This window comes from Flavobacterium urumqiense, assembly GCF_900108015.1.
In the GTDB taxonomy this organism is placed as follows: domain Bacteria; phylum Bacteroidota; class Bacteroidia; order Flavobacteriales; family Flavobacteriaceae; genus Flavobacterium; species Flavobacterium urumqiense.
This window is the reverse complement of sequence record NZ_FNVP01000001.1, coordinates 222,609-245,366: the sequence shown is the minus strand read 5'-3', so window position 1 is coordinate 245,366 and position 22,758 is coordinate 222,609. Positions and strand designations below refer to the sequence as shown.

The following is a 22,758-nucleotide window of genomic DNA, read 5'->3' as shown; positions in this document are numbered from 1 at the left end:
CTTTATTTTAGAGAAGAATGTGGTCGGGAAGAATACAATCATTTTCAATGAAATATTTTATTATAGCCCTATTCTTGGGGTTTTCGGTTATGCTTACTGCGCAAAACACAGTATCGGGAACGGTGACGGATTCAAAAAACCAACCTATAAAAGGCGTTTCTATTTATGCTTCAGAATTACACAAGGGAACAGCAACAGATGAGAGCGGAAAATATATATTTACCAATCTCCCTAATGGAAATCTAAAACTGACTTTTACTTTCATCGGATTTGGAATCCAAAATAAAACAATAAATAGCTTACAAAAAGAAAATACACTAAATGTGATTCTTGAAGAAACTATATTCCAAATGGATGAGGTGATTGTTTCCACGGCTTTCAATAAAATACAATCGCAGAACGTGATGAAGGTGGAGCACGAGAGCATCAAAGAGTTACAACGAAAAGGAACCGCCACCCTAATCGAAGGATTGGCAACTATTCCAGGTGTTTCGCAGGTTTCTACGGGAACTTCCATCGGGAAACCAGTAATTCGTGGATTGAGCGGGAATCGGGTTTTGGTATATTCACAAGGCGTTCGAATGGAAAATCAACAGTTTGGAGACGAACATGGTTTGGGATTAAACGACTCTGGAATAGAAAGCGTTGAAGTCATCAAAGGACCGGCTTCGTTGCTGTATGGTTCGGATGCTTTGGGTGGTGTTTTGTATTTTAACCCAGAAAAATTTGCCGATGCCAATACCTTCAAAGCTAATTTCAGTCAGAAATTATTCTCGAATACTTTAGGCAGTAATTCTTCTTTGGGATTAAAAACATCTACTGAAAACTGGAAATTCCTTGCTCGTGGAAGTTACAATACACATTCTGATTATACCATTCCAAATGGCGACCGAGTGACCAATACCCGTTATAACGAGACGGATTTCAAAACAGGAATTGGTTACAGTGATTCAAAATTTTCGACGGTGTTTCGTTACAATTACAACAAACTTGATTTAGGAATTCCAGAAAATGGTATTGCGGAACAATCTACAAGTAAGAAAACAGGTTTTCCAAAACAAGGCGTTTTCAATCATTTGTTGAGTTTGAATTCTATATTTTATTTAAAAAATTCAAAATTCGATGTTGATTTGGGTTATGTTGCCAATGACCGTTCGGAGTTCACGGATAGTGATGTGGCCAGTTTACAGATGAAATTAAAAACATTCAATTATGATGCGAAATACCATTTGCCAAAAATAGGAAAAGTCGAATCTATAGTTGGAATTCAGGGAATGCACCAAAACAATACGAATTCTGGAGAAGAATTTTTGATTCCAGATGCTGCAATCACTGATTTTGGTGTTTTTGGAACCGCTAATTATGAATGGGGATCAAACGTTTTACAAGGAGGATTACGTTTCGATAACAGACAAATCACCACACAAGAACACGGAACGCGAGGTCAGGTAGGTTATTTTAAGGTCATCGATAAATCGTATGATAGTTTTAATGCTTCGTTGGGTTACAAAACCAATCTGGCCGAAGATTTGACCTTACGATTGAATGTGGCTTCGGGGTTTAGAGCGCCGAATTTAGCCGAATTAACTTCCAATGGTGTCCACGAAGGAACGAATCGTTATGAAAGAGGAAACAGTGATTTGAAAACGGAGCAAAACGTACAAACCGATGTGAATTTAGAATATAAAAACAGTCATTTTGAGTTTTTTGCCAATGGATTTTACAATCACATCAATAATTATATTTACACGGCGCCAACCGGAGCGGTGATTGACAAGAACGATGTTTTTGATTATATTCAGAATAATGCCAAATTGTACGGTGGCGAAATAGGACTGCATTTTCACCCGCATCCTTTGGATTGGCTACATTTTGAAACTAGTTTTGAAACCGTAACCGGCAAGAAACAATCCCGAAGCGTCGGGAGTGATTTTCTGCCTCTGATTCCTGCAAACAATTGGAATAACACGATTAGAACCGAATTTAAAATTAAAAACTGGTTAGAAGATGGATTTGCCACTTTGAATTTCTCCTCTACTTTCAATCAAAATAACGTGAGTGGTTTTGAAACAAAATCAAATGGCTACACACTGGTAAACCTAGGTTTTGGAGGAAAAGTAAAACTCGGTAAAACGGCTTTTGAAATTAATTTGAACGGGAATAATTTATTGGACAAAAGCTATATCGCGCATCTTTCCAGATTGAAAACTGATGGAATTCCTAACATTGGAAGAAACATTGTTTTTGGGGTGAATTTTAATTTGTAGCACTTTTGCATAAGCATAAAAATAAGAAAACGCTATTCGAAAGGGTAGCGTTTTTCTTTACACTATAAAATAAGTCTTTAAGCTATTTTTTTCAACATATAAGTCATATGAGTATTAAGCTCAAACTGTGACACAAATGAATTAGTTTTAACTTAAATGACCTTAAATGCCTTATAAGGTTTGTTATTTTTTTGCTGCACACGTCAATTATTTTTGAACTTAAAAAAACTTATATGACTTATATGTTTATTATTTTCAGCATTATGAAAATGTATAATTCATTTTAGATTGGCACAACTGTAATAAAAAAACCATTTTAGCGACTAATTTTTTTAATGCTTCCTTCATACGGAACACTAACTATTTCCCTATTTTTGTAATAACCTAAAACCAAAATGATGAAAAACACTTTTTTATTAATGGCTTTATCTGCCACAATTACAAGTTTTGGCCAAAACCAAAAACCAACTACAATGAAATATCCAGTTACCCATAAAGGCGAAACGGTCGATGTATATTTTGATACCAAAGTTGCCGATCCGTACCGCTGGCTCGAAGATGATAAATCTGCCGAAACCGGTGCTTGGGTAAAAGCCCAAAATAAAGTGACTTATGATTATTTAGCCCAGATTCCGTTTCGTGATGTGTTAAAAGCAAGAATGGAAAAACTGTGGAATTATGAGAAAATAGGCGCACCTTTCAAAGAGGGAAATTATTCCTATTACTACAAAAACAACGGCTTGCAAAATCAGTCGGTGTTGTATAGAAAAGATGCCAAAGGAACCGAAACTATTTTCTTGGATCCCAATACTTTTTCTAAAGATGGAACCACTTCGCTTGGTGGATTGGATTTCTCCAAAGATGGTTCTAAAGTTGCGTATGCCATTTCAGAAGGCGGAAGCGATTGGAGAAAAGTGATTATCATGGATGCCATCACCCAAAAAATAATTGAAGATACTATTGTCGATGTGAAATTCAGCGGTGTATCTTGGAAAGCGAATGAAGGATTTTACTATTCCAGTTACGACAAACCAAAAGGAAGCGAATTGTCGGCAAAAACGGACCAACACAAATTGTATTTTCACAAGTTAGGAACGCCACAAAAGCAAGATAAAATCATCTTTGGTGCGGACCAAAAACGACGCTATGTTGGCGGAAGTGTAACAGAGGACGATCATTATTTGATCATCAATGCTTCGACTTCTACTTATGGAAACGAATTGTACATCAAAGACCTGACCAAGCCCAACAGTCCAATTGTGACTATTGTTGATAATTTCAAGAGCGACAATAGCATCATAGACAACGAAGGCACAAAATTATTCATAGAAACCGACTTAAATGCGCCCAACAAACGCATTGTGACAGTAGATGTCAAGAACCCAAAACCGGAAAACTGGAAAGATTTCATCCCAGAAACCGATAACGTTTTAGCGCCAACAACGGGTGGAGGTTACATTTTTGCTAATTATATGAAAGATGCCGTTTCGGTGGTGAAACAATATGATTATTCAGGAAAAATGATTCGGGAAATACAGTTGCCAAATCTAGGAACTGCCGGTGGTTTTGGGGGAAAGAAAAAAGAAAAAACACTTTATTATTCATTTACTAATTATCTCAGCCCGGGAACTATTTATTCATTCGAACCAAAATCCGGAAAATCCGCGGTATATGAAAAACCAAAAGTTGATTTCAAAAGCGAAGAATACGTTTCTAAACAAGTGTTTTACACTTCTAAAGACGGAACCAAAATCCCAATGATGATCACCCATAAAAAAGGTTTAAAACTAGATGGTAAAAATCCAACTATACTCTATGGATATGGAGGTTTCAACATAAGCTTGACGCCAAGTTTCAACATTGCCAATGCAGTTTGGATGGAAAACGGAGGTATTTTTGCCGTTCCGAATTTGCGTGGCGGTGGCGAATACGGGAAAAAATGGCATGATGCGGGAACCAAAATGCAAAAACAAAACGTATTCGATGATTTTATCGCTGCTGCTGAATATCTGATTGCTCAAAAGTATACTTCCTCCAGTTTTCTTGCCATCCGCGGTGGTTCAAACGGCGGATTGTTAGTGGGAGCCACCATGACGCAACGCCCGGATTTGATGAAAGTCGCCTTGCCGGCCGTGGGTGTAATGGATATGTTGCGCTACCACACTTTTACTTCTGGAGCGGGTTGGGCGTATGATTACGGAACGTCACAGGACAGCAAGGAAATGTTTGACTAAATCAAGGGATATTCTCCGGTGAACAATGTAAAACAAGGAACGCAATATCCGGCCACGATGGTCACAACGGGCGATCATGACGATAGAGTAGTGCCGGCACACAGCTTCAAATTTGCTGCCGAATTACAGGAAAAACAAACCGGAACCAATCCTACTTTAATCCGTATCGACATCAATGCGGGACACGGTGCCGGAAAATCCGTGGCGGCAACCATTCAGGAAAACGTAGACATACAGGCATTTACCTTGTACAATATGGGAGTAACGGAATTGCCAAAATTAAATAATTAAGAACTATTTTCAGGAGCTATTTCCTGCAGTACACTGTATCTTTTCCTTTTTAAAGAAAAAAGGAAAAGGATGCCGTTCCCATCAGGGCTAGGGCATCAGATTCCTCAAATGATTGTCATTACGAGGAACGAAGCAATCACAGCACGAATTTATACCAACAAATAATTCAAAAAACGCTATTCGAAAGAGTAGCGTTTTTTTTGTTTTCGAGTAATTCTGTTTTAAAAAATCAAGTTGAAAACTAAAAATTAATGAAGACAATTGTAAGCAGGTCAATTGTCGAAATAAAAATACCTTTGGATATTATTATTTTGTCATATTAAAAACAACTGAAATTTATTTTCGTAAGTTTCAAAAAATAATTAGGGCAAAACTTCATTTTTATGGTTAGAAATAATTGGACAAGAGAACAAATAATAGTGGATTGAATCTATATTGTAAAATTCCATTTAATAGAGTTTCTTCAAATCATCCAGACATTATTCGTATTGCGAAAATAATTGATAGAAGTCCGAATTCAGTAAAGATGAAAATCGGAAATTTTGGAAGTTTTGATCCAGAATTGAAAAAGAGAGGAATTGTAGGTTTGGCCAATGCAAGTAAATTGGATGAAATCGTGTGGAACGAATTCAATAATAATTGGGAAAATCTTGCATTCGAAAGTGAAATGTTAATTTCTAATTTTGCGAATGAGCCAATAGAGAAAACGGCACATATAAATATTGATGATTTACCGTTAGGAAGAGAAAGAGAAACTATCATAAAAGCTAGAGTTAATCAAAGTTTTTTTCGTTCAACGATTCTTTCTTCATATAATTTAAAGTGTTGTATTACTGGATTGTCAATTCCAGATTTTTTGGTAGCAAGTCATATTGTTCCTTGGTCAAAGGATGAAAAAATTAGATTAAATCCTCATAATGGTTTGTGTATAAACTCAATTCATGATAAGGCATTTGATAAAGGTTTTATAACAGTTACCACCGATTATAAAATAAAAGTTTCTAAATATTTAAAGGAATATAAAAAAGAAGACGCAGTAACAGATTTTTTTTTAAATTATGATAATCATTCAATCATTTTGCCAGATAAATTTTTACCATCAAAAGAATTTTTAGAATATCATCATCAAAATATTTTTAAAAAATGAGCTATCACACTAAAATAATTTTCGGGAAAGAACAAGTTAGGAAGTTTTACAACAAAGAACCTTTTAATGATTTAGAAAAAAGTATCAATTTTAAACAATATGTTTTTGATACCAAAGCAGAAAGGAATGCTTTTTACAAAGGGATTGCTGAATCGATTGGTCGGTTAGAATTTGAAGTGACTAATGAATTTGAAGATAAAATAGACGAAGAAAAAGAAGAAGAAAGCAAATTTGACTATTGGGCATTCATCGAAAAATACTATCCAAAATATTATTCTTGTGATAGTGTTTTATTAAGCGACATTTTAACTCGAAAGCTTGATGGAGAAGAAATCTGTGAAAAAGATGAAGAATACATAAAAGAATGGGATGTTAGAAAGGAATTATTTGAACTTGATAAAGAATTACTTTGTGAAGCCTTTGAAAATTTTTTCAACATTGTTTATCCTGTAAAACTTCAAGAATAACTAAATCTAACTTCAGCTTATTTTATAATGATTTAAAAATATTTTAACAAAAAACTCAAAATTGCCATTTTTGTTGACAGCGAATTGTTCCACGGCAAAGATTGGGAAAATCAAAAAGACCTTGTCAAAACCAATACCAAGTTTTGGTAAAAGAAAATAGAACCTAACATGCAAAGAGATATTCAAGTCAACAATTATCTCGAATCACAAAACTGAAAAGTGCTTCGTTTTTGGAGTGCGGAAATAGAAAAAAATCTCGAGGAATGCATCACTAAAATTCAATATGAAGTTAATTCGAGGAAACATTAAAAAGTTTAATCCTAAACTTAAAATCTCAATCCAATTCCTTCCTTAAATCCACAAATTCTCTGTTTTATTTTCATAAGGTTTTACTAATTACTATTGTTTTTATCGCACTATGGTTAAATTTGAGAATCAATACTAAACATAAAGTAATTATGAAAATTCAGATCAACACAGACAAAAATATTGAAGGACACGAAAGATTGGAAGCCTATTTTTCTAGCGAATTAGAAAAAGTACTATCGCGTTTTGAAGATAAAATCACACGTCTTGAAGTGCATCTTGGTGATGAAAATAGTGATAAAACCGGTATTAATGATAAGCGTTGTCTTATAGAAGTTCGTGCCGCAAATATGCAACCTATAGTAGTTACTAATCATGCTGATACAACTGAGAAAGCTTTTCAAGGTTCTTTAGAAAAGATAAAAAAAGTGTTGGGAACTACTTTTGATAAAATAAAAGCATATTAAATTTTACTTGTTCCGGAAGACATAAAAAAAAATGACAATACCTTTTTTAAAGATATTGTCATTTTTTTTGTGGAATACTAAATTTTTTACAATTTCAACAGCATTATGTCTAGTTCGCAAATATCAGCGAAGCTAATCGTTCATCTCTATTGTAGATATCCTCATAAAAATGAATAATTCCTTTATCATCTACCCAAGAGGTGAAATAACCAATATAAACCGGGATTTTGTTTTTCAGCGTATACATGGTTTCCGTAGACCTATTCATCGCAGCATCAATCTTTTCAGGAGTCCAGTTTGGATCATTTTTCAAAATGATATTAGCGAGGTCCTTTGGTTTAGCAACTCGAATGCAACCATGACTAAATGCTCTGTCTTCACTACTGAATAAGCTTTTTGAAGGCGTATCGTGCAAATAAATATTATTGGAATTTGGAAACAAAAATTTCACTTTGCCTAAAGAATTATCACCTCCTGGTTTTTGTCTCACATAACTATCATGCCATTCCATATTGTGTTCTGCTAAATAGTTTTCATTTTCTTCAATAGCAGGAAGTATCTCTTTTTTCAAAATACTCGTTGGTACATTCCAATACGGACTAAAGGCAATAAATTTCATTACGGCACTAAAAACTACCGTTTTGTTTAAGGCTTTACCAACGACCACTTTAGAACGTAATTCCGGTTTTCCATTATTGAAATAAGTTAGCTCATAAGCAGGTATGTTCACAACAATAAATTCTGGTGATTTAGTAATGTCATTGGAAATCCATCGACAACGCTCCATATTGACAAGAATTGTTTTTATGCGCTGAGCAACGGAAACATTCATGTCTTTGATGTGCGCTGGCAAGATAACTTTATCTGGAGTATTGCCACTTCTCATTTTGTATTTCAAAATTCCGTCCGCTAATGCATCATCATAAACTGTGCTTTTTGAATCCTTTGTAATATCGCCCGTAATGAATAAACGCTGTCTTATTTGTGCAATTGTAGTGGAATTGTCACCAGGTTTATACGACTTTACATTTGGATCAAGGGTTATGGTTTTCCATCCACCTTTTTTTTCTATTTGACGGTATTTTTGCAACACATCTTTAAGAAGATAATATTGGCTTAATACGCCCTTTTCGTCTTTGTTAATCAACGTAGGTTCAATCAAAAGAGAATCCAAATAACTAACATATGATTGTTTTTTTCTTGGAAGATACCATCCGAGATCTTTCGTTTTATTAGCAGCTATACCATGATATACTTTGTCAGCATAAAAAAAGTAAAGGGAAGAACTTAGCAGTTCCGTAGCAATATCCGGCTTTTGGTCGTTATCTGGATCTTCGTAAATATCAGCGAGTTGTTTTTTATAAGGAGCATCCACTTGAACACCTTCTTCTTCAAGATTATTGATCTTGTCATATAATAGATTACCGAAATCATTAATTCCGTTATCATCATACCAAACATAATGAAATTGATGTTTGCGATATAGCTTCTCAACATCAGCTTGATATTTTTGTAATTTCGGATGATTGACAAAAAATGTCTTTACAAGAGTACTGTCGAATGGAGTTTCAAGGGAAACTTTAATTTCTTCTACTTCTTTTTTCTCCTGCTTTTTACAGGAAACCGTTATAAACAAAAATGTCATAACGATAATTATAATTGGAAATGATAACTTTCTCATAGGTTAAACTTTAAAGCGTAATAATTCATTTAGGGCGATACAAAAATACGTCAAATCAAGTATTGAAACACCAGTTTTGAAAAGGGGAATTTTTTGAGCTTTATGTTCTATTTTTGCTTTTTAGATGCAAATCAATAAAAATCGATCGCTAAGTAATTATATATCAATGTTTTGAATTTTAAATTTATTTTTGAACTCGATATTATTTGTCTAATAAATGTTTATAAATCCAAAAATTATGAAATAAATAGGCTGATATATGTAAAACTGTTCCTGCTGCCCATTTTTGTCGGGACAGCATAAAAATACAAACTGTTTGCAAGAAAAAGCAGGACGGCGCTACCGTGTAGACAACAGTAAGTTAGAGATCACAGATGACACTGATGATGAACCTTCACGCTGTTTTCATAGAGTAGTAGTAAAAAATTAAAACTCAAATTGTATTAGTTCACTTAAGTAAATTTACAGCAATTAACGAAGTTTATGTTTAAAAAATGCGTTGCAATTGAATGGAGTTACCAAGAATGAAAAAGTCGGTTTGTGCGCTCAATAGTAGCAGTGAAGACAGTTTTTGAATTATTAATTCCATAACCTGATGTTTTTAGCTACCTTTATTTTAAATAGTAAACGAGTTCGCATGAATCAATTTTATCAAAGCACGAAAACCTATTTTAAAACCATAAATTTTAGAAAAATAATCAAAAAAATTGGTTTTTTATTTCTGGGAATAGTAATGCTTTTGTTAATAACTTCTGTTGTTTTATCCGTTTATTTTAAGAACCACAAAGCGGAAATTATAACCCAAATCAATGCCAAGATCAACGAAAGTATTTCGGGGACAGTTGGTATTCGCGATATTAATTACAAATTTTTAAAGGGATTTCCCAATATGACTTTGGCGTTAAGCCAAGTGGAATTAAAGGATAGTTTGTGGTCCTTTCATAAGCGTACCTTGCTCAAGGCGGAACAAATAGAGATTCGTGTCAATGTTTTGGGTTTGCTTTCTAATGAGATCAATATAGACAAAATAGAAATTCAGCAGGCCACTTTGCATTTGTTTAAAGGAAAAAACGGAATCATCAATACCGCTATTTTTAAACCCCAGTTAAAAGGCGCAAAATCAAAAAGTTCGACCACTTCCTCCATTAATGAAATTGTTTTAGACCAGGTGCATTTCATTTCCGAAAATCAATTGGGAAATAAATTGTTTGATTTTAATATTCTTTCTTTACAAAGTAAAATAGATTTTGGTGATGACGATTGGCACACGAAACTGTATGTAAAAACGCTTGCTAAAAACATGGCGTTCAATACCCAAAGAGGAAGTTTTATCAAGGATAAAATCGTTGAAGGCATTTTGGTAGTTGACTTTTCTAAACAGAAAAACCAGATCAGTGTAGCAGCCGAGAATCTCGAAATAGGGAAAGAACGTTTTGATATTAACGCACATTTTAGCTTGGACAAAAAGAAATCGCCTTTTGATATTGCCATTACCACAACTATTTTATGGAAAGACGCTTCGGCATTGTTAAGCGATAATATTAGCCGGAGAATCAATCAATTTGACTTGAAAAAGCCAATAAATGTGGGCTGTACGATTATTGGCGATATGAGTGAAACTGGTGATCCTGAAATTGTAGTGACTACGAAAATAAAAAACAATGAACTCAAGATACCGGACGGCATCATTTCTGACTGTAGTTTTGAAGCCAGTTTTACTAACCAATATGAAAAAGGCGCTGGCTGTAATGATGTCAATTCTACAATTACCTTAACCAATCTTTCCGGGAAATATAAAACGATTCCTTTTACAATCCCAATCGGAATTATTTCGAATTTTGAAAAAACAACGGCGGCAGGAAGTTTTAAATCGGATTTTCCAGTTTCCCGATTGAATGAGATAGTCAATAAAGATTTAATGCATTTTTCTGATGGTCAAGCCAAAGTGAATTTGGATTTCAAATTTGATATTTTGGATTTAAAAATACAAAAACCCTTGTTCACGGGAAATGTAACCGTTAAAAATGCAACGGTAAACTATGGACCTCGAAATTTGACTTTCGTAAAAACAGAGATTCAGTTAGATTTTACGGAGCAAGCTTTGTTGATTAAAAAAATTAATTTTAAAGACCGCCGCAACACGGTTTTTATGGAAGGTAAAATTGATAATTTCCTTACTTTGTATTACGAAAATCCTGAAAAAATGCTGATTAATTGGGATATTTATGCAACCTTTCTAGATGTGAAACAGTTTGTGGGTGTTTTTACAAGTTCAGGTCAAAAAGCCTCAAAAAAGCAGCGTAAAAAAGATGATTTTTCAGGAGGATTATATTCCGTCATTGACAAATGCCAAATGGTGTTAAATCTAAAAGCAGATAAAATGACCTATAATAAATTCGAGGCGACTAATGCCAAAGCCACGATTTTATTACTCAACAATAAATTAATTATAAAAAATGGCTGGGTGCAAAGTTCAGGTGGGATAATTTCTTTTGATGGTCAGTTAGCTCCTTATGGGGATAATTTTCTTTGGGAATCCAGTGCAAAAATCAATCGTGTGGATATTTCACATTTTCTGACTTCGTGGAATAATTTTGGGATTCAATCTTTTAAACCAAGAAACATAAAGGGATTTTTAACGGCGTCTGCATCGCTGAAAGGAACGCTGCTTTCGGGAGGGCAATTAAAAACAAATTCACTTTCCGGGGCTGCTAAATTTGATGTGAGTCAGGGGGCATTGGTCAATTTTGAACCTATTACAAATATTGGTAAATTCGCTTTTCCTTTTAGAGACGTTAACGATATTGTATTTAAGGATTTGTCAGGAAACTTTAAAATCAATGGCGATTTAGTCGATGTGAATGATTTGAAAGTGAGTTCCAGCGTTTTAAATTTAGATGTAAACGGCGTATATTCATATAACAGAGGGACAAATTTAGCCATGACTATTCCCTTGAGAGATCCAAAAAAGGATGAGTTCATCATTAATAAAATCGAAAGAGCTGCAAATCGAAATAAGGGAATTGTATTGCATTTAATGGCTGTCGACGTTGATGGAAAAATAAAAATCAAATGGAATAAAAACCATGAATAAATACCTAAATCAGATGAAAAAAATATTGACTGTTCTCATCGTTTTAATTTTATCCGGTTGCAAAAGCATGATGGAGATCCAAACAACTTCAAAAGCAAACATTAATTCCACACTTGATGCCTGGCATAAAGCGGCTGCCGAAGCGAATTATAACAATTACTTTAATTTGATGACAGATGATGCTGTTTTTATTGGCACCGATGCGACAGAGAATTGGAATAAAACGAACTTTCGGGCTTTCGCCAAACCCTTTTTTGATAAGGGAAAAGCATGGAATTTTACAGCACTGGAGCGTCATATTTATTTTGATAAAACGGGGAAAATGGCTTGGTTTGATGAGTTGTTGAATACTCAAATGAAGATTTGTCGTGGTTCAGGCGTTTTGGTAAAAATAGGTAACGAGTGGAAAATACAACACTATGTTTTATCGATGACCATTCCAAATGATAATACAAACGAAGTTGTAAAAATAAAAACACCCATCGAAGAAGTTCTTTTGAAAAAAATGCAAGACAATAAATAAGGAAACAATCAGATTTCGTAAAAGTAGTTTGAACTGTCTTATAAAGATGCTGAATTATTTTATTGGAATGAAAAAAAAGGAGATAATAAATAACTCGTTATTAATTTTTCTTCGCTACGGCTTTCGGTCTTATATAATTCCTTAATTTTGCCGAAATATTTGTAAAAGCGTGGGAAGTAAAAATAAATTAAAGAGATTCAAGGAAAACGAAACATTCGAAAATGTTTTTCAACCAACAAGAGAAGCAGTAGTAGGGGATTTGTTTCCACTTAAAGGGAAGTGGAACGCTGAATTTTTCAAAAATGATAATCCATTAGTACTAGAATTAGGTTGTGGAAAAGGGGAATATTCCGTGGGTCTTGCCGAAAGATATCCTAATAAAAACTTTGTCGGGATTGATATCAAAGGAGCTCGTTTTTGGCGTGGTGCCAAAACGGCCGTTGAAACAGGTTTGCATAATGTAGCCTTCATTCGAACTCAAATCGAATTAATCAATCATATTTTTGCAGAAAATGAAGTAGATGAAATTTGGATTACGTTTCCAGATCCTCAAATAAAATACAAACGAACAAAACACAGAATGACCAATTCCGAGTTTTTGCAGTTGTATAAAAAAGTACTAAAAAAAGAGGGTGTTGTAAACCTCAAAACCGATAGTGAATTCATGCACGGTTACACACTTGGTTTACTTCATGGTGAAGGACACGAAGTTTTGTATGCCAATCATAATGTATACGTAAATGAAGGAAGTCCGGAGGAAGTAACTGCTTTTCAGACTTTTTACGAAAAACAATATTTGGAAGTTAACAAAGCAATTACGTATATTCGATTCAAAATTAAAGAATAGTTTTACGTTTTAACTAGAGTTGTTTGTCTTTTTTGAATGCTGATACATTGCCTATGAATCTAATTATATCTTTGCTTTCTGGTTTTATTACTGCTTTTATAGGGATTACTCCACCCGGGTTGCTCAACATGACAGCGGCTAAAGTAAACTTAAAAGAAGGAAAGAAAAGTGCTTTATGGTTTATTTTTGGCGCAATTATAATAATATTTTTTCAGGCGTATCTCGCTATTCTTTTTGCCAGATTTATTGATGATCGTCCTAATTTAGTGCTGTTGTTACGCGAAATTGGTTGTGTTGTTTTTTCAGGTTTAACGGTTTATTTTCTTTTGATTGCCAAAAAACCAAAAAAGATAAAAGGGAAAATAAAAAAACACAGTAAAAGTTCTCGTTTTTTTCTTGGGATGTTGCTTTCGGCACTTAATTTTTTTCCAATTCCGTATTATGTTTTAGTAAGCATTATGCTATCGTCCTATAACTTATTTTTATTCGACACCACTTTTATTTTTATTTTTGTGAATGGAGTTGTTTTGGGAGCTTTTTTAGTTTTCTATTGCTACATTACTTTTTTCGGAAAAATACAAAACAAAGCCGATTATTTAATGAGAAATATGAACACCATTATTGGCAGTATAACTGGATTGATAGCAGTTGTTACTTTGATCAATATTATAAAGCATTATATAGGTAATTAGTGGTTCTAAATCGCAATATATATTAGTAGCTTCATTTTTATTAGATTCAAATTCATGTCCGAAGATAATTTTTTCGAAAGAGTATATGCCATCGCCAGACAAATTCCTTACGGAAAAGTCACGTCCTATGGTGCAATTGCCAAAGCTTTAGGAACTGCCCGTTCCGCCAGAATGGTTGGTTGGGCTATGAATGCTTCACATAATATAGAAGATGTTCCGGCACATCGGGTGGTGAATCGAAACGGGTTGCTTACCGGAAAACTCCATTTTGATGGAACCAATCTCATGCAACAGTTACTGGAAAATGAGGGAATTATTGTGATCGACAATCAGATAGTGGATTTCGCGAAACACTTTTGGCAACCTGAAATACAATTTTAGTACTTTCTTTATTTCCTAATCTTCAAAAATTGATGATTTATTCAAAAAAATGAATAACCACCATCAATTTCAACATCAATAAATGCGATGCAAAACCTCTGTAATAAGAACTTTTCACAGTATCTTTACAATCTGAAATCAGTTTAAATAAAGATAATATTCTGGTGGTAAAACGCCGATAGAAAACAGTGAACTAAAAATGAAATTAGATAGAAAAGAGATTCTTAAAGCTTTAGAAACGATTACTATAGCTGGAGAAGGAAAAAACATGGTGGAGAGTGGTGCAATAGCAAATGTAGTTACTTTTGGCGATGAGGTTGTAGTAGATTTAGTATTACACACACCGGCAATGCACATTAAAAAACGTGCAGAAGACGATATCAAAAAAACAATTCTTGAATTAGTATCGCCTGATGCTAAAATCAAAATTAATAGTAAAGTTGAGGTTCCGGATAAGCCAGAAATTAAAGGAAAATCAATACCGGGAATAAAAAATATTATAGGAGTTGCCTCTGGTAAAGGAGGAGTAGGAAAATCTACTGTGACTGCAAATTTAGCCGTATCATTGGCTAAAATGGGTTTCTCAGTGGGAATTCTTGATGCCGATATTTACGGACCATCGATGCCAATCATGTTCGACGTAGAAAACGAAAAACCAATCTCTGTAATGGTAGATGGGAAATCAAAAATGAAACCGGTTGAAAGTTATGAGGTAAAAATTCTTTCTATAGGATTTTTTACAGCACCAAGTCAAGCGGTAATATGGAGAGGACCTATGGCTTCCAAAGCATTGAACCAAATGATTTTCGATGCAGATTGGGGAGAATTAGATTTTATGTTGGTTGATTTACCACCGGGAACAGGAGATATTCACCTTTCAATCGTGCAATCATTACCTATCACAGGTGTTGTAATTGTAAGCACACCACAAGCTGTAGCTTTGGCTGATGCTAAAAAAGGGGTTTCCATGTTTATGTCTGAAGCAATAAATGTTCCTGTATTAGGAATTATTGAAAATATGGCATACTTCACACCCGAAGAATTACCTGAAAATAAATATTACATCTTTGGAAAAGAAGGAGCCAGAAATCTTGCAGAAGATTTAGACGTTCCATTCCTTGGAGAAGTGCCAATTGTACAATCAATACGCGAAGCCGGAGATTACGGTCGTCCTGCTGCCATGCAAACTGGTTCTGTAATTGAAACTGTCTTTGAAGAAATAACCCGTAATGTAGTGCAAGAAGTAGTAAGAAGAAACGAAAGTTTGCCTGCTACTGAAGCGGTAAAAATTACGACGATGGCAGGTTGTTCAGCAGTAAATAAAAAATAGATTACTTAGATTTTTAGGCTACTTAAATTAACTAAGAAATCTAAAAATCTAAAAGGTCTGAAAATCTAATAAGTCTAAATTATGACAACAGAAGAATTAACACTAGAAGTTCAAAAAGCACTCGAAGAAATCAGACCTTTTTTGAACTCTGATGGCGGAGACATTACCCTTATTTCCATCGAAGACGGCAAACATGTAAAAGTGCGTCTTGAAGGAGCATGTACCAGTTGCAGTGTAAACCAAATGACATTGAGAGCTGGCGTTGAAACCACTATCAAAAAGTTTGCTCCTCAAATAGAAACTGTTGTAAATATCTTATAAATGTTTAGGGCGTGCCCCTTTTAAGAAAAAAGGCTACTCAATACAACGAGTATTTGCCTTTTTTCTTAAAACGGTCGGGCTATCCGCGCTACTTCGGTAGCTAGCTTTTATCCCTCACGCAAACACACAACTCATAACTTATAACTCATAGCTGATTTATGGATGTATTAATAAAAATTAAAGATAGAGAAGGAGTAGTGCATGAATTACAGGCTCCCACAGATATGGCCATGAACATCATGGAATTATGTAAAGCCTATGAACTTCCTGTGGAAGGGACATGTGGCGGTATGGCCATGTGTGCTTCTTGTCAATGTTACGTTCTTAATGATGTTGCATTGCCTGAAATGGGCGATGATGAAGAAGCGATGCTCTCTGAAGCATTCTACGTAAAATCAAACAGCCGTTTGGGTTGCCAAATCCCAATCACCGAAAGCCTCGAAGGATTAGAATTGGAGTTGGCTCCGGAAAATTAACAAAAAAGCGAGAAGAGATTCTCGTTTTTTTTTATTTATAATCTTTCAGATTTGTTGGACCATCAAGAACTTCTCTTACAATTTGTAAAATACCATTATCCTTTGTGTCGATATACCATTTTATTAATGTTAGTGTTCCATTTACAATTTCAATACCGGTAATACTGCGCGGGTGTACACAGCTTCCGTCATTAAAATATGGGGTTGCGTTTTGACTTGGATAAGAGAAACTGGGTCTGTGTGTATGTCCAACAATGGTAATTTTTCTATTATTGTTTTCGATCCATTTTTTTATGCGCAGTTCGACTTTTATACGTTCTATATAATTCTTCGCAGGGCTTGTTGGGTCAGAGATACCCCAAATTTGTAGAGGTTTCCATAATATAGCAACCATAAACCGGTTAATTTTCCAACCCACATAATTCATAAAATCCGCTTGATGACCATGTGTTAAAAATAGTTCTTGCTTGGTTTCCTGATGGACTAAAACGATGGCTTCGTGACATTTTATACCGGTAAATAAAGGTTCAATCCTGTCATTTTGGGTATTTATATAAGTTGTAAGTGTTTTTTCTGCGTAATCTTTATTTCGAAAAACCATATCATGATTACCCCAAATTTTATGGTATCTGTTGGAGTCATGAAACTTTTTTAATAAAAGATATACGTTTTTGTGGGCTTCAAATATGGTTTTATAGAAAATATTTTCCCATAATTCATCGCCGTCACCCAACTCACAATACTCAAAACCATCATTGTAATACTGGTTCATAGCATGAAAATACACGTTTCTATTATTTGCGAAATCATCAGCAAAACTATTATCGCTTCGGTGACAGTCGCTAAATAGAATAAATTTTGACTGATCGTCAAAAGAAATTCTTTTTGCTTCTTTGTAGGCTTTTGTTAATCGTTCTTGGGAAGACATTTATTTATTTTAAAAAAAATAAAGATATGTAAAAACAACTATGTAAGTTGTTTTATAGAATAACTTCTTTAAAATAGAAAGTTCTTTTTTTGAATTACTGTAAACGTTTTTGGTACCATCCATTCTACAAATAAAGAATAGGCTGATTCCTGGGGATGCAATCCATCTTGAGCGACAAGATTTGTATTCGTTAAACCTTGTCTGATGACATTAGTACTATTTATAAATTCAATTGTTTTGTCGATGAAGTATTTTTTGGCGAAAGCCTGATCAGCATCAATTTCTATAGAAATCCTTGATTGATTTGCTGATCCTTGTTAGTAAAAAGAACGCAACTATTTTTTTAAATTATTTTTTCGTTATTTAGAAATAACAATGATAATTTCTAACTAATAGTTACGTTTATTTGAAAGTATAGATTTTAGGCTAATTCAACATTCATAACAATTGTTTCTTCGATAGCATCCCACAGTCCGATTCTTTTTTCTAATGCTAAAATAGATACTTCTTCTACATCAGACCATTTTTGTGGGTCAGTTCCGCAAAGTTCCGTTATCATTTTCATCGCCATTGGACCGTGTTCTTCAGCATCCAATTCGATGTGTCTTTCGAAATAATAAATCAATTTGCTTAAATCAGTTTCAGGAAAGTTTTCTTGAAAATTTTTCAAGATTGCGGTAAACATACTTGGAATCAAATCCTCTCTTCCAAAAGTAAATGCAGCGGCGATTTCATGCGTTTTTCCTTCGTCTATTACTCTAAAAGTAAAGTCTAAAAAGGCTTTAATATTAGGGTGTAAATTGCTTTTTTTGATGGCAACAAACACATTTTTAAACGAATGAACTTCAGCTAAAAAACGCTCAATCCCTTGCGTATTCGCTCCACAAGCTTTCATGGCTTCAATATACATCTCGTAATGACTTTGATGAAGGCCGTCCATCGTTAGGTCGGTTTCTTCAGCCAGAACAATTTCGTTAATTAAATATCTTGTTTCAGGATTTTCGGTGGCAAACCATGGAGTAGTTGTGCAAGTTAATTTTGATTGTAATGCTTTTAATAAAGACATAAAGTCCCAAACTGCATAAACATGGTTTTCTAAAAAAGTATGTAAATCCTCAATTGTTTGTACTTTTTTATATAAGGAATGTTGTAATAACGATTCTTTTTGGGACTGAATCGTCTTATTAATTGATTCAATATTCATAGTGGTATTTTTTGATGTAAATATAAAAAAGCTTCCTGTTTCCAAGAAGCTTTTACCATCAATTTTATAAATACTTTAATAGTTGTTTATTACTATTTAAAAGCCGGAATTCCAGTAATATCCATTCCTGTAATTAACAAGTGAATATCGTGCGTTCCTTCATAAGTAATAACAGATTCTAAATTCATCATGTGACGCATGATAGAATATTCGCCAGTAATTCCCATTCCACCCAAAATTTGTCTGGCTTCACGAGCAATATGAATCGCCATATCTACATTATTTCTTTTGGCCATAGAGATTTGGGCTGTAGTAGCTCGCCCTTCATTTCTCAAAACACCTAATCTCCAAGTTAACAATTGTGCTTTGGTGATTTCAGTAATCATTTCGGCTAATTTCTTTTGTTGCAATTGAGTTCCTGCAATGGGTTTGTCAAACTGAATTCTTTCTTTAGCGTAACGTAAAGCGGTGTCGTAACAGTCCATAGCAGCGCCAATAGCACCCCAGGCAATTCCATAACGTGCCGAATCGAGACAACCTAATGGTGCTCCTAATCCAGATTTATTTGGTAATAAATTTTCTTTTGGTACTTTTACATTATCAAAAATTAATTCTCCTGTTGAAGAGGCACGAAGCGACCATTTGTTATGCGTTTCCGGAGTGGTAAACCCTTCCATTCCTCTTTCGACAATTAGGCCGTGAATTCTTCCTTCTTCACTTTTTGCCCAAACGATTGCAATATCGGCAAACGGAGCATTTGAAATCCACATTTTAGCACCGTTCAATAAATAATGGTCCCCCATATCTTTAAAGTTGGTAATCATACTTCCGGGATCAGAACCATAGTTAGGTTCCGTTAATCCGAAACAACCCATATACTCACCGGTAGCCAGTTTTGGTAAGTATTTCATACGTTGTTCTTCGTTTCCATATTTCCAAATTGGATACATTACTAAAGAAGATTGTACGGATGAAGTAGAACGAACACCAGAATCTCCACGCTCAATTTCTTGCATAATCAAACCATATGAAATTTGGTCTAAACCTGCGCCGCCATATTCCTCAGGAATGTAAGGACCAAATCCACCAATTTCACCCAAACCTTTTATAATTTGTTTTGGGAATTCCGCTTTTTGAGCATATTCTTCTATAATAGGAGACACTTCACGTTTTACCCATGCACGAGCAGAATCACGTACTAATTTGTGTTCTTCTGTTAGTAAATCGTCGAGGTTGTAATAATCTGGAGCTTGAAATAAATCTGGTTTCATGGTTATGATTTTTAAAAGAACAAATTTACATAAAGAAATATAACAAAAGCATTAAAAAATGTTATATTTTTTTAATTTCATTAAAAAGTATTAATTTAAATAATGTAAGATTGTATTAAAAGAGAAAGTATTCTTTTTAATACGGTTTAAGAGTAGTTTTCAAAGACCAAATTTGCCGATTACCTGTAATTTTTATTACATCTTCAAATAAAAATCTTTTGTCAATTCGATATATTCTAGTGTGTATTGGTGTCTTGAAGTCTCGATAATCAATTCATCAATAGGAAAGTCAATTTTTTCATAGCGACTGAAAGCTAATAAACTCCTTTTGATTTCGGTAGTCGCAGTTCCTTTAACTCTGGTTATTTTTAAAGGATATAATTCATACTCTTTGGCTGTAGCCAAGAAATTTTCTTCTTCTTTGAAAGGAATGATTACTGCGAATGTTCCCTTCTCTGAAAGCAATAAATCAGCGGCCTCGATTAAATCTTCAAAAGGCATCGCGTCAGCAAAACGGGCTAAATCTCTTTGTTCCGTTGCGGATTTAAAGTCATCAGTATAAAAAGGTGGATTCGAAACAATTAGATCGTATTCATCTTCAGGTTCTTTCATAAATTCATCCAAGCCGGCATGAAAACAAAATAAGCGATCACTCCAAGGGGAGTTTTCAAAATTATCTACGGATTGCTCGTAGGCTTCTTCGTCGATTTCCAAAGCATCAATTTGTTCCGCATTACTTCTTTGTGCGAGCATCAAAGCGATTACGCCTGTTCCCGCTCCAATATCCAAAATGCTAAAAGGATTATTTTCTATTGGTGCCCAAGCGCCAAGCAATACGCCATCTGTTCCAATTTTCATGGCACAACGATCTTGTTCAAGAGAGAATTGTTTGAATTGGAATTTGGACATAGAAAATTTTGATTTCAGATTGTAGATTAACGATTTTTGAGGAACTGAACACTAAAAACTGAATACTGAACACTAATTTAAAGGTACATTTCAATAAGTCCTTCTGGTAAATCCATGATAACTTTCTTATTTTCGCGGTCAATTTTGACCAGAAAATGATCAATCATAGGAATAAGAATTTCTACATCGCCATTTAAAACTTCAAAAAGAGGTTGAGCGGTAGTGTCATTTATAGATTGAATTTTTCCGACAACACCAAGGCGTTTGTCTTCAACTTCAAAACCAATAACTTCGTGAAAGTAGAATTTGTTGCCGGTAAGTTTTGGTAACATTTTGAGAGGAAGATAAATGGCGTTACCAATAATGGCATCGGCATCTTCTTCGGTATTCATGTCTTCAAAACGAATTCGAAGAAAATCGTTTTTGTGCAGTGAACTGCTTTCAATAAAAAAAGGAACCAAGTGTTTGTTGCATTCAACAAACACTGATTCCAAGTTTTCGTATAACTCAGGTTCGTCCGTATCTAAATAGGCAAGAACTTCCCCTTTGAAACTAAATTTTTTAGCGATTTTACCTAAATAGAAACAATCTTCTTTACGCATCTTCGCCTTCTAAATTATGCTTCAGTTGTTTCGTTATTTTCTTCTGCAGCAGGAGCTTCTTCAGCTTCCACTTCAGCAGTTTCTTCTTCTACAGCAGGAGTAGCAGCAGCAATAGCATCTGCTTCAGCTTGTGCAGCTGCAGCTAAACGTTTTGCGTTTACATCTTGTTCTGCTTTAAAAGCTTTAGCTTTAACATCTGATTGTGCTTTTGTTAAACCTTCTTTTTTAGCATCAACTGTTCCTGTTTTTTCTTCTAACCAAGTTGCTAATTTTGCATCAGCTTGTTCTTGTGTTAGCGCCCCTTTACGGATACCACCATCAAGGTGATGTTTCAATAAAGCGCCTTTGTAAGAAAGAATTGCTCTAGCAGTATCAGTTGGTTGAGCACCATTGTGCAACCATTTTACTGCGCTATCAATGTTTAAATCGATAGTTGCTGGGTTTGTGTTTGGATTGTAAGTACCGATTTTCTCTAAGTATTTACCATCTCTTTTTGAGCGAGCATCTGCTGCTACAACCCAGTAAAAAGGTTTTCCTTTTTTACCGTGTCTTTGTAATCTAATTTTTACTGACATAATCTTGTGATTAAATTTTGAGGTACTCGACCTCTATTAATTAAGGGTGCAAAGATACATTTTTTATTGATAAATACTAATCCCATTAGTGTTTAATGAGTCATAATAGGTTTTGGGGAAAAGTAATGTGTTTTTTGTTTTTGTTTTTAAATTTTTTGTAGAAAATGATTTACTTTTGTTTAGATCAATGACAACTATTATGAAAAAACTTTTTTTAATTATTATAGTTCTATTCGCATTAATTTCGTGTCAAGAAGACGTTCGGTTCAATAATCCTTCTTTGCAGGGAATGAAAGACAATGTCTTTTGGAGAGCAATTGAATCTAAGGCAACTTTAGTTAATGGTTCTTTGTTTATTGTGGCGTATACCAGAAATGAGACGTTGACTTTTAAATTAGCATCTACTGCTAAAAAAAATTATTTTTTAGGTATCGATAATGTCAATACCGTAAATTATGTTTTATCTGATCCTAGTGGATTGATATCTTTCTCTACAGGTTTTGGTATCGGAAATGGTCAAGTTTCAATAACGGAGTATGACGCTGTAAATAATACGGTTAGTGGAACGTTTAAATTTAACATAGAAAATACTTACAATAATCCACTTGCAGGTTCAGTAATAAATTTTCAGCAGGGGGTTTTTTATAAAGTGCCTATAAGTTCATCTGTTCAGTAAATTAAGGTAAAGTGTACTCTTGAAAATGTTACGTGAGTCGCTTTCAAGTATTTTTTTTATTCTTTTTAA

General features: G+C 34.3%; 20 protein-coding genes and 1 pseudogene. 14 read left to right on the top strand and 7 right to left on the bottom strand.

All coding sequences use genetic code 11. The features are described from left to right. Positions 1-47: 47 nt before the first annotated feature. The 5 genes and pseudogenes from C4S35_RS01050 to C4S35_RS01030 all read left to right on the top strand — a co-directional run bounded on the left by C4S35_RS01050 (position 48) and on the right by C4S35_RS01030 (position 7,179). The gene (locus C4S35_RS01050; protein WP_103998383.1) at positions 48-2,267 is read left to right on the top strand and encodes a TonB-dependent receptor; all 2,220 of its coding nucleotides are present in this window, start codon (positions 48-50) and stop codon (positions 2,265-2,267) included. Positions 2,268-2,686: 419 nt separating this feature from the next. Further along, positions 2,687-4,792: pseudogene (locus C4S35_RS01045) on the top strand (prolyl oligopeptidase family serine peptidase). A 526-nt stretch (positions 4,793-5,318) separates the two neighbouring features. Then, on the top strand, positions 5,319-5,939 hold the full coding sequence (locus C4S35_RS01040) for an HNH endonuclease (protein ID WP_208618854.1): 621 nt from the start codon (positions 5,319-5,321) through the stop codon (positions 5,937-5,939). Further along, positions 5,936-6,406 carry a hypothetical protein gene (locus tag C4S35_RS01035; protein WP_103998382.1) on the top strand — a complete coding sequence of 157 codons (471 nt, stop codon included), beginning with the start codon at positions 5,936-5,938 and terminating at the stop codon, positions 6,404-6,406. Before C4S35_RS01040 ends, C4S35_RS01035 begins: the two co-directional genes overlap by 4 nt. A gap of 458 nt (positions 6,407-6,864) precedes the next feature. Further along, positions 6,865-7,179 carry an HPF/RaiA family ribosome-associated protein gene (locus C4S35_RS01030; protein ID WP_103998381.1) on the top strand — a complete coding sequence of 105 codons (315 nt, stop codon included), beginning with the start codon at positions 6,865-6,867 and terminating at the stop codon, positions 7,177-7,179. A 109-nt stretch (positions 7,180-7,288) separates the two neighbouring features. Here C4S35_RS01030 and C4S35_RS01025 read toward each other — a convergent pair whose 3' ends face one another. After that, positions 7,289-8,860 (bottom strand): L,D-transpeptidase family protein, encoded by a 1,572-nt coding sequence (locus C4S35_RS01025; RefSeq protein WP_103998380.1) that lies wholly within the window; start codon positions 8,858-8,860, stop codon positions 7,289-7,291. A gap of 637 nt (positions 8,861-9,497) precedes the next feature. Between C4S35_RS01025 and C4S35_RS01020 the strand changes: the two genes are divergently transcribed. From C4S35_RS01020 to C4S35_RS00985, 8 genes are all read left to right on the top strand, one after another. Then, positions 9,498-11,954: an AsmA family protein gene (locus C4S35_RS01020; protein WP_103998773.1), complete on the top strand. Its 2,457-nt coding sequence runs from the start codon at positions 9,498-9,500 to the stop codon at positions 11,952-11,954. Between the two features lie 13 nt (positions 11,955-11,967). Continuing rightward, positions 11,968-12,477: a nuclear transport factor 2 family protein gene (locus C4S35_RS01015; RefSeq protein ID WP_103998772.1), complete on the top strand. Its 510-nt coding sequence runs from the start codon at positions 11,968-11,970 to the stop codon at positions 12,475-12,477. A gap of 169 nt (positions 12,478-12,646) precedes the next feature. Continuing rightward, positions 12,647-13,324 (top strand): tRNA (guanosine(46)-N7)-methyltransferase TrmB, encoded by a 678-nt coding sequence (gene trmB / locus C4S35_RS01010; RefSeq protein WP_103998379.1) that lies wholly within the window; start codon positions 12,647-12,649, stop codon positions 13,322-13,324. A 53-nt stretch (positions 13,325-13,377) separates the two neighbouring features. Next, positions 13,378-14,016: a LysE family transporter gene (locus C4S35_RS01005; RefSeq protein WP_103998378.1), complete on the top strand. Its 639-nt coding sequence runs from the start codon at positions 13,378-13,380 to the stop codon at positions 14,014-14,016. Between the two features lie 54 nt (positions 14,017-14,070). Next, positions 14,071-14,397 carry an MGMT family protein gene (locus C4S35_RS01000; protein WP_103998377.1) on the top strand — a complete coding sequence of 109 codons (327 nt, stop codon included), beginning with the start codon at positions 14,071-14,073 and terminating at the stop codon, positions 14,395-14,397. Positions 14,398-14,596: 199 nt separating this feature from the next. After that, entirely contained in the window at positions 14,597-15,727 is a 1,131-nt protein-coding gene (locus tag C4S35_RS00995; RefSeq protein ID WP_103998376.1) for an Mrp/NBP35 family ATP-binding protein, read from the top strand. An 81-nt stretch (positions 15,728-15,808) separates the two neighbouring features. Further along, entirely contained in the window at positions 15,809-16,048 is a 240-nt protein-coding gene (locus C4S35_RS00990; RefSeq protein ID WP_103998375.1) for a NifU family protein, read from the top strand. 158 nt (positions 16,049-16,206) lie between these two features. Then, positions 16,207-16,524 carry a 2Fe-2S iron-sulfur cluster-binding family protein gene (locus C4S35_RS00985; protein ID WP_035668621.1) on the top strand — a complete coding sequence of 106 codons (318 nt, stop codon included), beginning with the start codon at positions 16,207-16,209 and terminating at the stop codon, positions 16,522-16,524. Positions 16,525-16,555: 31 nt separating this feature from the next. On the opposite strand, the gene C4S35_RS00980 is transcribed toward C4S35_RS00985, so the two are convergent. The 6 genes from C4S35_RS00980 to C4S35_RS00955 all read right to left on the bottom strand — a co-directional run bounded on the left by C4S35_RS00980 (position 16,556) and on the right by C4S35_RS00955 (position 22,013). Then, positions 16,556-17,452 (bottom strand): metallophosphoesterase family protein, encoded by an 897-nt coding sequence (locus tag C4S35_RS00980; RefSeq protein ID WP_103998374.1) that lies wholly within the window; start codon positions 17,450-17,452, stop codon positions 16,556-16,558. 421 nt (positions 17,453-17,873) lie between these two features. Continuing rightward, complete coding sequence (locus tag C4S35_RS00975) at positions 17,874-18,656, bottom strand: DUF3050 domain-containing protein (RefSeq protein ID WP_103998373.1); 783 nt, start codon at positions 18,654-18,656, stop codon at positions 17,874-17,876. Between the two features lie 92 nt (positions 18,657-18,748). After that, positions 18,749-19,927, bottom strand: coding sequence for an acyl-CoA dehydrogenase family protein (locus tag C4S35_RS00970; RefSeq protein WP_103998372.1), 1,179 nt, complete (start codon positions 19,925-19,927; stop codon positions 18,749-18,751). A gap of 195 nt (positions 19,928-20,122) precedes the next feature. Next, positions 20,123-20,836 carry a tRNA1(Val) (adenine(37)-N6)-methyltransferase gene (locus C4S35_RS00965; RefSeq protein WP_103998371.1) on the bottom strand — a complete coding sequence of 238 codons (714 nt, stop codon included), beginning with the start codon at positions 20,834-20,836 and terminating at the stop codon, positions 20,123-20,125. 77 nt (positions 20,837-20,913) lie between these two features. Then, on the bottom strand, positions 20,914-21,438 hold the full coding sequence (gene rimM / locus C4S35_RS00960) for a ribosome maturation factor RimM (RefSeq protein WP_103998370.1): 525 nt from the start codon (positions 21,436-21,438) through the stop codon (positions 20,914-20,916). A gap of 14 nt (positions 21,439-21,452) precedes the next feature. Continuing rightward, on the bottom strand, positions 21,453-22,013 hold the full coding sequence (locus C4S35_RS00955) for a 30S ribosomal protein S16 (RefSeq protein WP_103998369.1): 561 nt from the start codon (positions 22,011-22,013) through the stop codon (positions 21,453-21,455). Between the two features lie 199 nt (positions 22,014-22,212). Here C4S35_RS00955 and C4S35_RS00950 point away from each other — a divergent pair, with 199 nt between their 5' ends. Continuing rightward, complete coding sequence (locus C4S35_RS00950; RefSeq protein WP_103998771.1) at positions 22,213-22,689, top strand: DUF6252 domain-containing protein; 477 nt, start codon at positions 22,213-22,215, stop codon at positions 22,687-22,689. Positions 22,690-22,758 lie beyond the last annotated feature (69 nt).

What these genes read in the sequence shown, in the direction of transcription:
- C4S35_RS01050 (WP_103998383.1), top strand. Translation starts at nt 48, where the DNA reads ATGAAATATTTTATTATAGCCCTATTCTTGGGGTTTTCGGTTATGCTT.
- C4S35_RS01040 (WP_208618854.1), top strand. Translation starts at nt 5,319, where the DNA reads ATGAAAATCGGAAATTTTGGAAGTTTTGATCCAGAATTGAAAAAGAGA.
- C4S35_RS01035 (WP_103998382.1), top strand. Translation starts at nt 5,936, where the DNA reads ATGAGCTATCACACTAAAATAATTTTCGGGAAAGAACAAGTTAGGAAG.
- C4S35_RS01030 (WP_103998381.1), top strand. Translation starts at nt 6,865, where the DNA reads ATGAAAATTCAGATCAACACAGACAAAAATATTGAAGGACACGAAAGA.
- C4S35_RS01025 (WP_103998380.1), bottom strand. Translation starts at nt 8,860, where the DNA reads ATGAGAAAGTTATCATTTCCAATTATAATTATCGTTATGACATTTTTG.
- C4S35_RS01020 (WP_103998773.1), top strand. Translation starts at nt 9,498, where the DNA reads ATGAATCAATTTTATCAAAGCACGAAAACCTATTTTAAAACCATAAAT.
- C4S35_RS01015 (WP_103998772.1), top strand. Translation starts at nt 11,968, where the DNA reads ATGAAAAAAATATTGACTGTTCTCATCGTTTTAATTTTATCCGGTTGC.
- C4S35_RS01005 (WP_103998378.1), top strand. Translation starts at nt 13,378, where the DNA reads ATGAATCTAATTATATCTTTGCTTTCTGGTTTTATTACTGCTTTTATA.
- C4S35_RS01000 (WP_103998377.1), top strand. Translation starts at nt 14,071, where the DNA reads ATGTCCGAAGATAATTTTTTCGAAAGAGTATATGCCATCGCCAGACAA.
- C4S35_RS00995 (WP_103998376.1), top strand. Translation starts at nt 14,597, where the DNA reads ATGAAATTAGATAGAAAAGAGATTCTTAAAGCTTTAGAAACGATTACT.
- C4S35_RS00990 (WP_103998375.1), top strand. Translation starts at nt 15,809, where the DNA reads ATGACAACAGAAGAATTAACACTAGAAGTTCAAAAAGCACTCGAAGAA.
- C4S35_RS00985 (WP_035668621.1), top strand. Translation starts at nt 16,207, where the DNA reads ATGGATGTATTAATAAAAATTAAAGATAGAGAAGGAGTAGTGCATGAA.
- C4S35_RS00980 (WP_103998374.1), bottom strand. Translation starts at nt 17,452, where the DNA reads ATGTCTTCCCAAGAACGATTAACAAAAGCCTACAAAGAAGCAAAAAGA.
- C4S35_RS00975 (WP_103998373.1), bottom strand. Translation starts at nt 18,656, where the DNA reads ATGAATATTGAATCAATTAATAAGACGATTCAGTCCCAAAAAGAATCG.
- C4S35_RS00970 (WP_103998372.1), bottom strand. Translation starts at nt 19,927, where the DNA reads ATGAAACCAGATTTATTTCAAGCTCCAGATTATTACAACCTCGACGAT.
- C4S35_RS00965 (WP_103998371.1), bottom strand. Translation starts at nt 20,836, where the DNA reads ATGTCCAAATTCCAATTCAAACAATTCTCTCTTGAACAAGATCGTTGT.
- rimM (WP_103998370.1), bottom strand. Translation starts at nt 21,438, where the DNA reads ATGCGTAAAGAAGATTGTTTCTATTTAGGTAAAATCGCTAAAAAATTT.
- C4S35_RS00955 (WP_103998369.1), bottom strand. Translation starts at nt 22,013, where the DNA reads ATGTCAGTAAAAATTAGATTACAAAGACACGGTAAAAAAGGAAAACCT.
- C4S35_RS00950 (WP_103998771.1), top strand. Translation starts at nt 22,213, where the DNA reads ATGAAAAAACTTTTTTTAATTATTATAGTTCTATTCGCATTAATTTCG.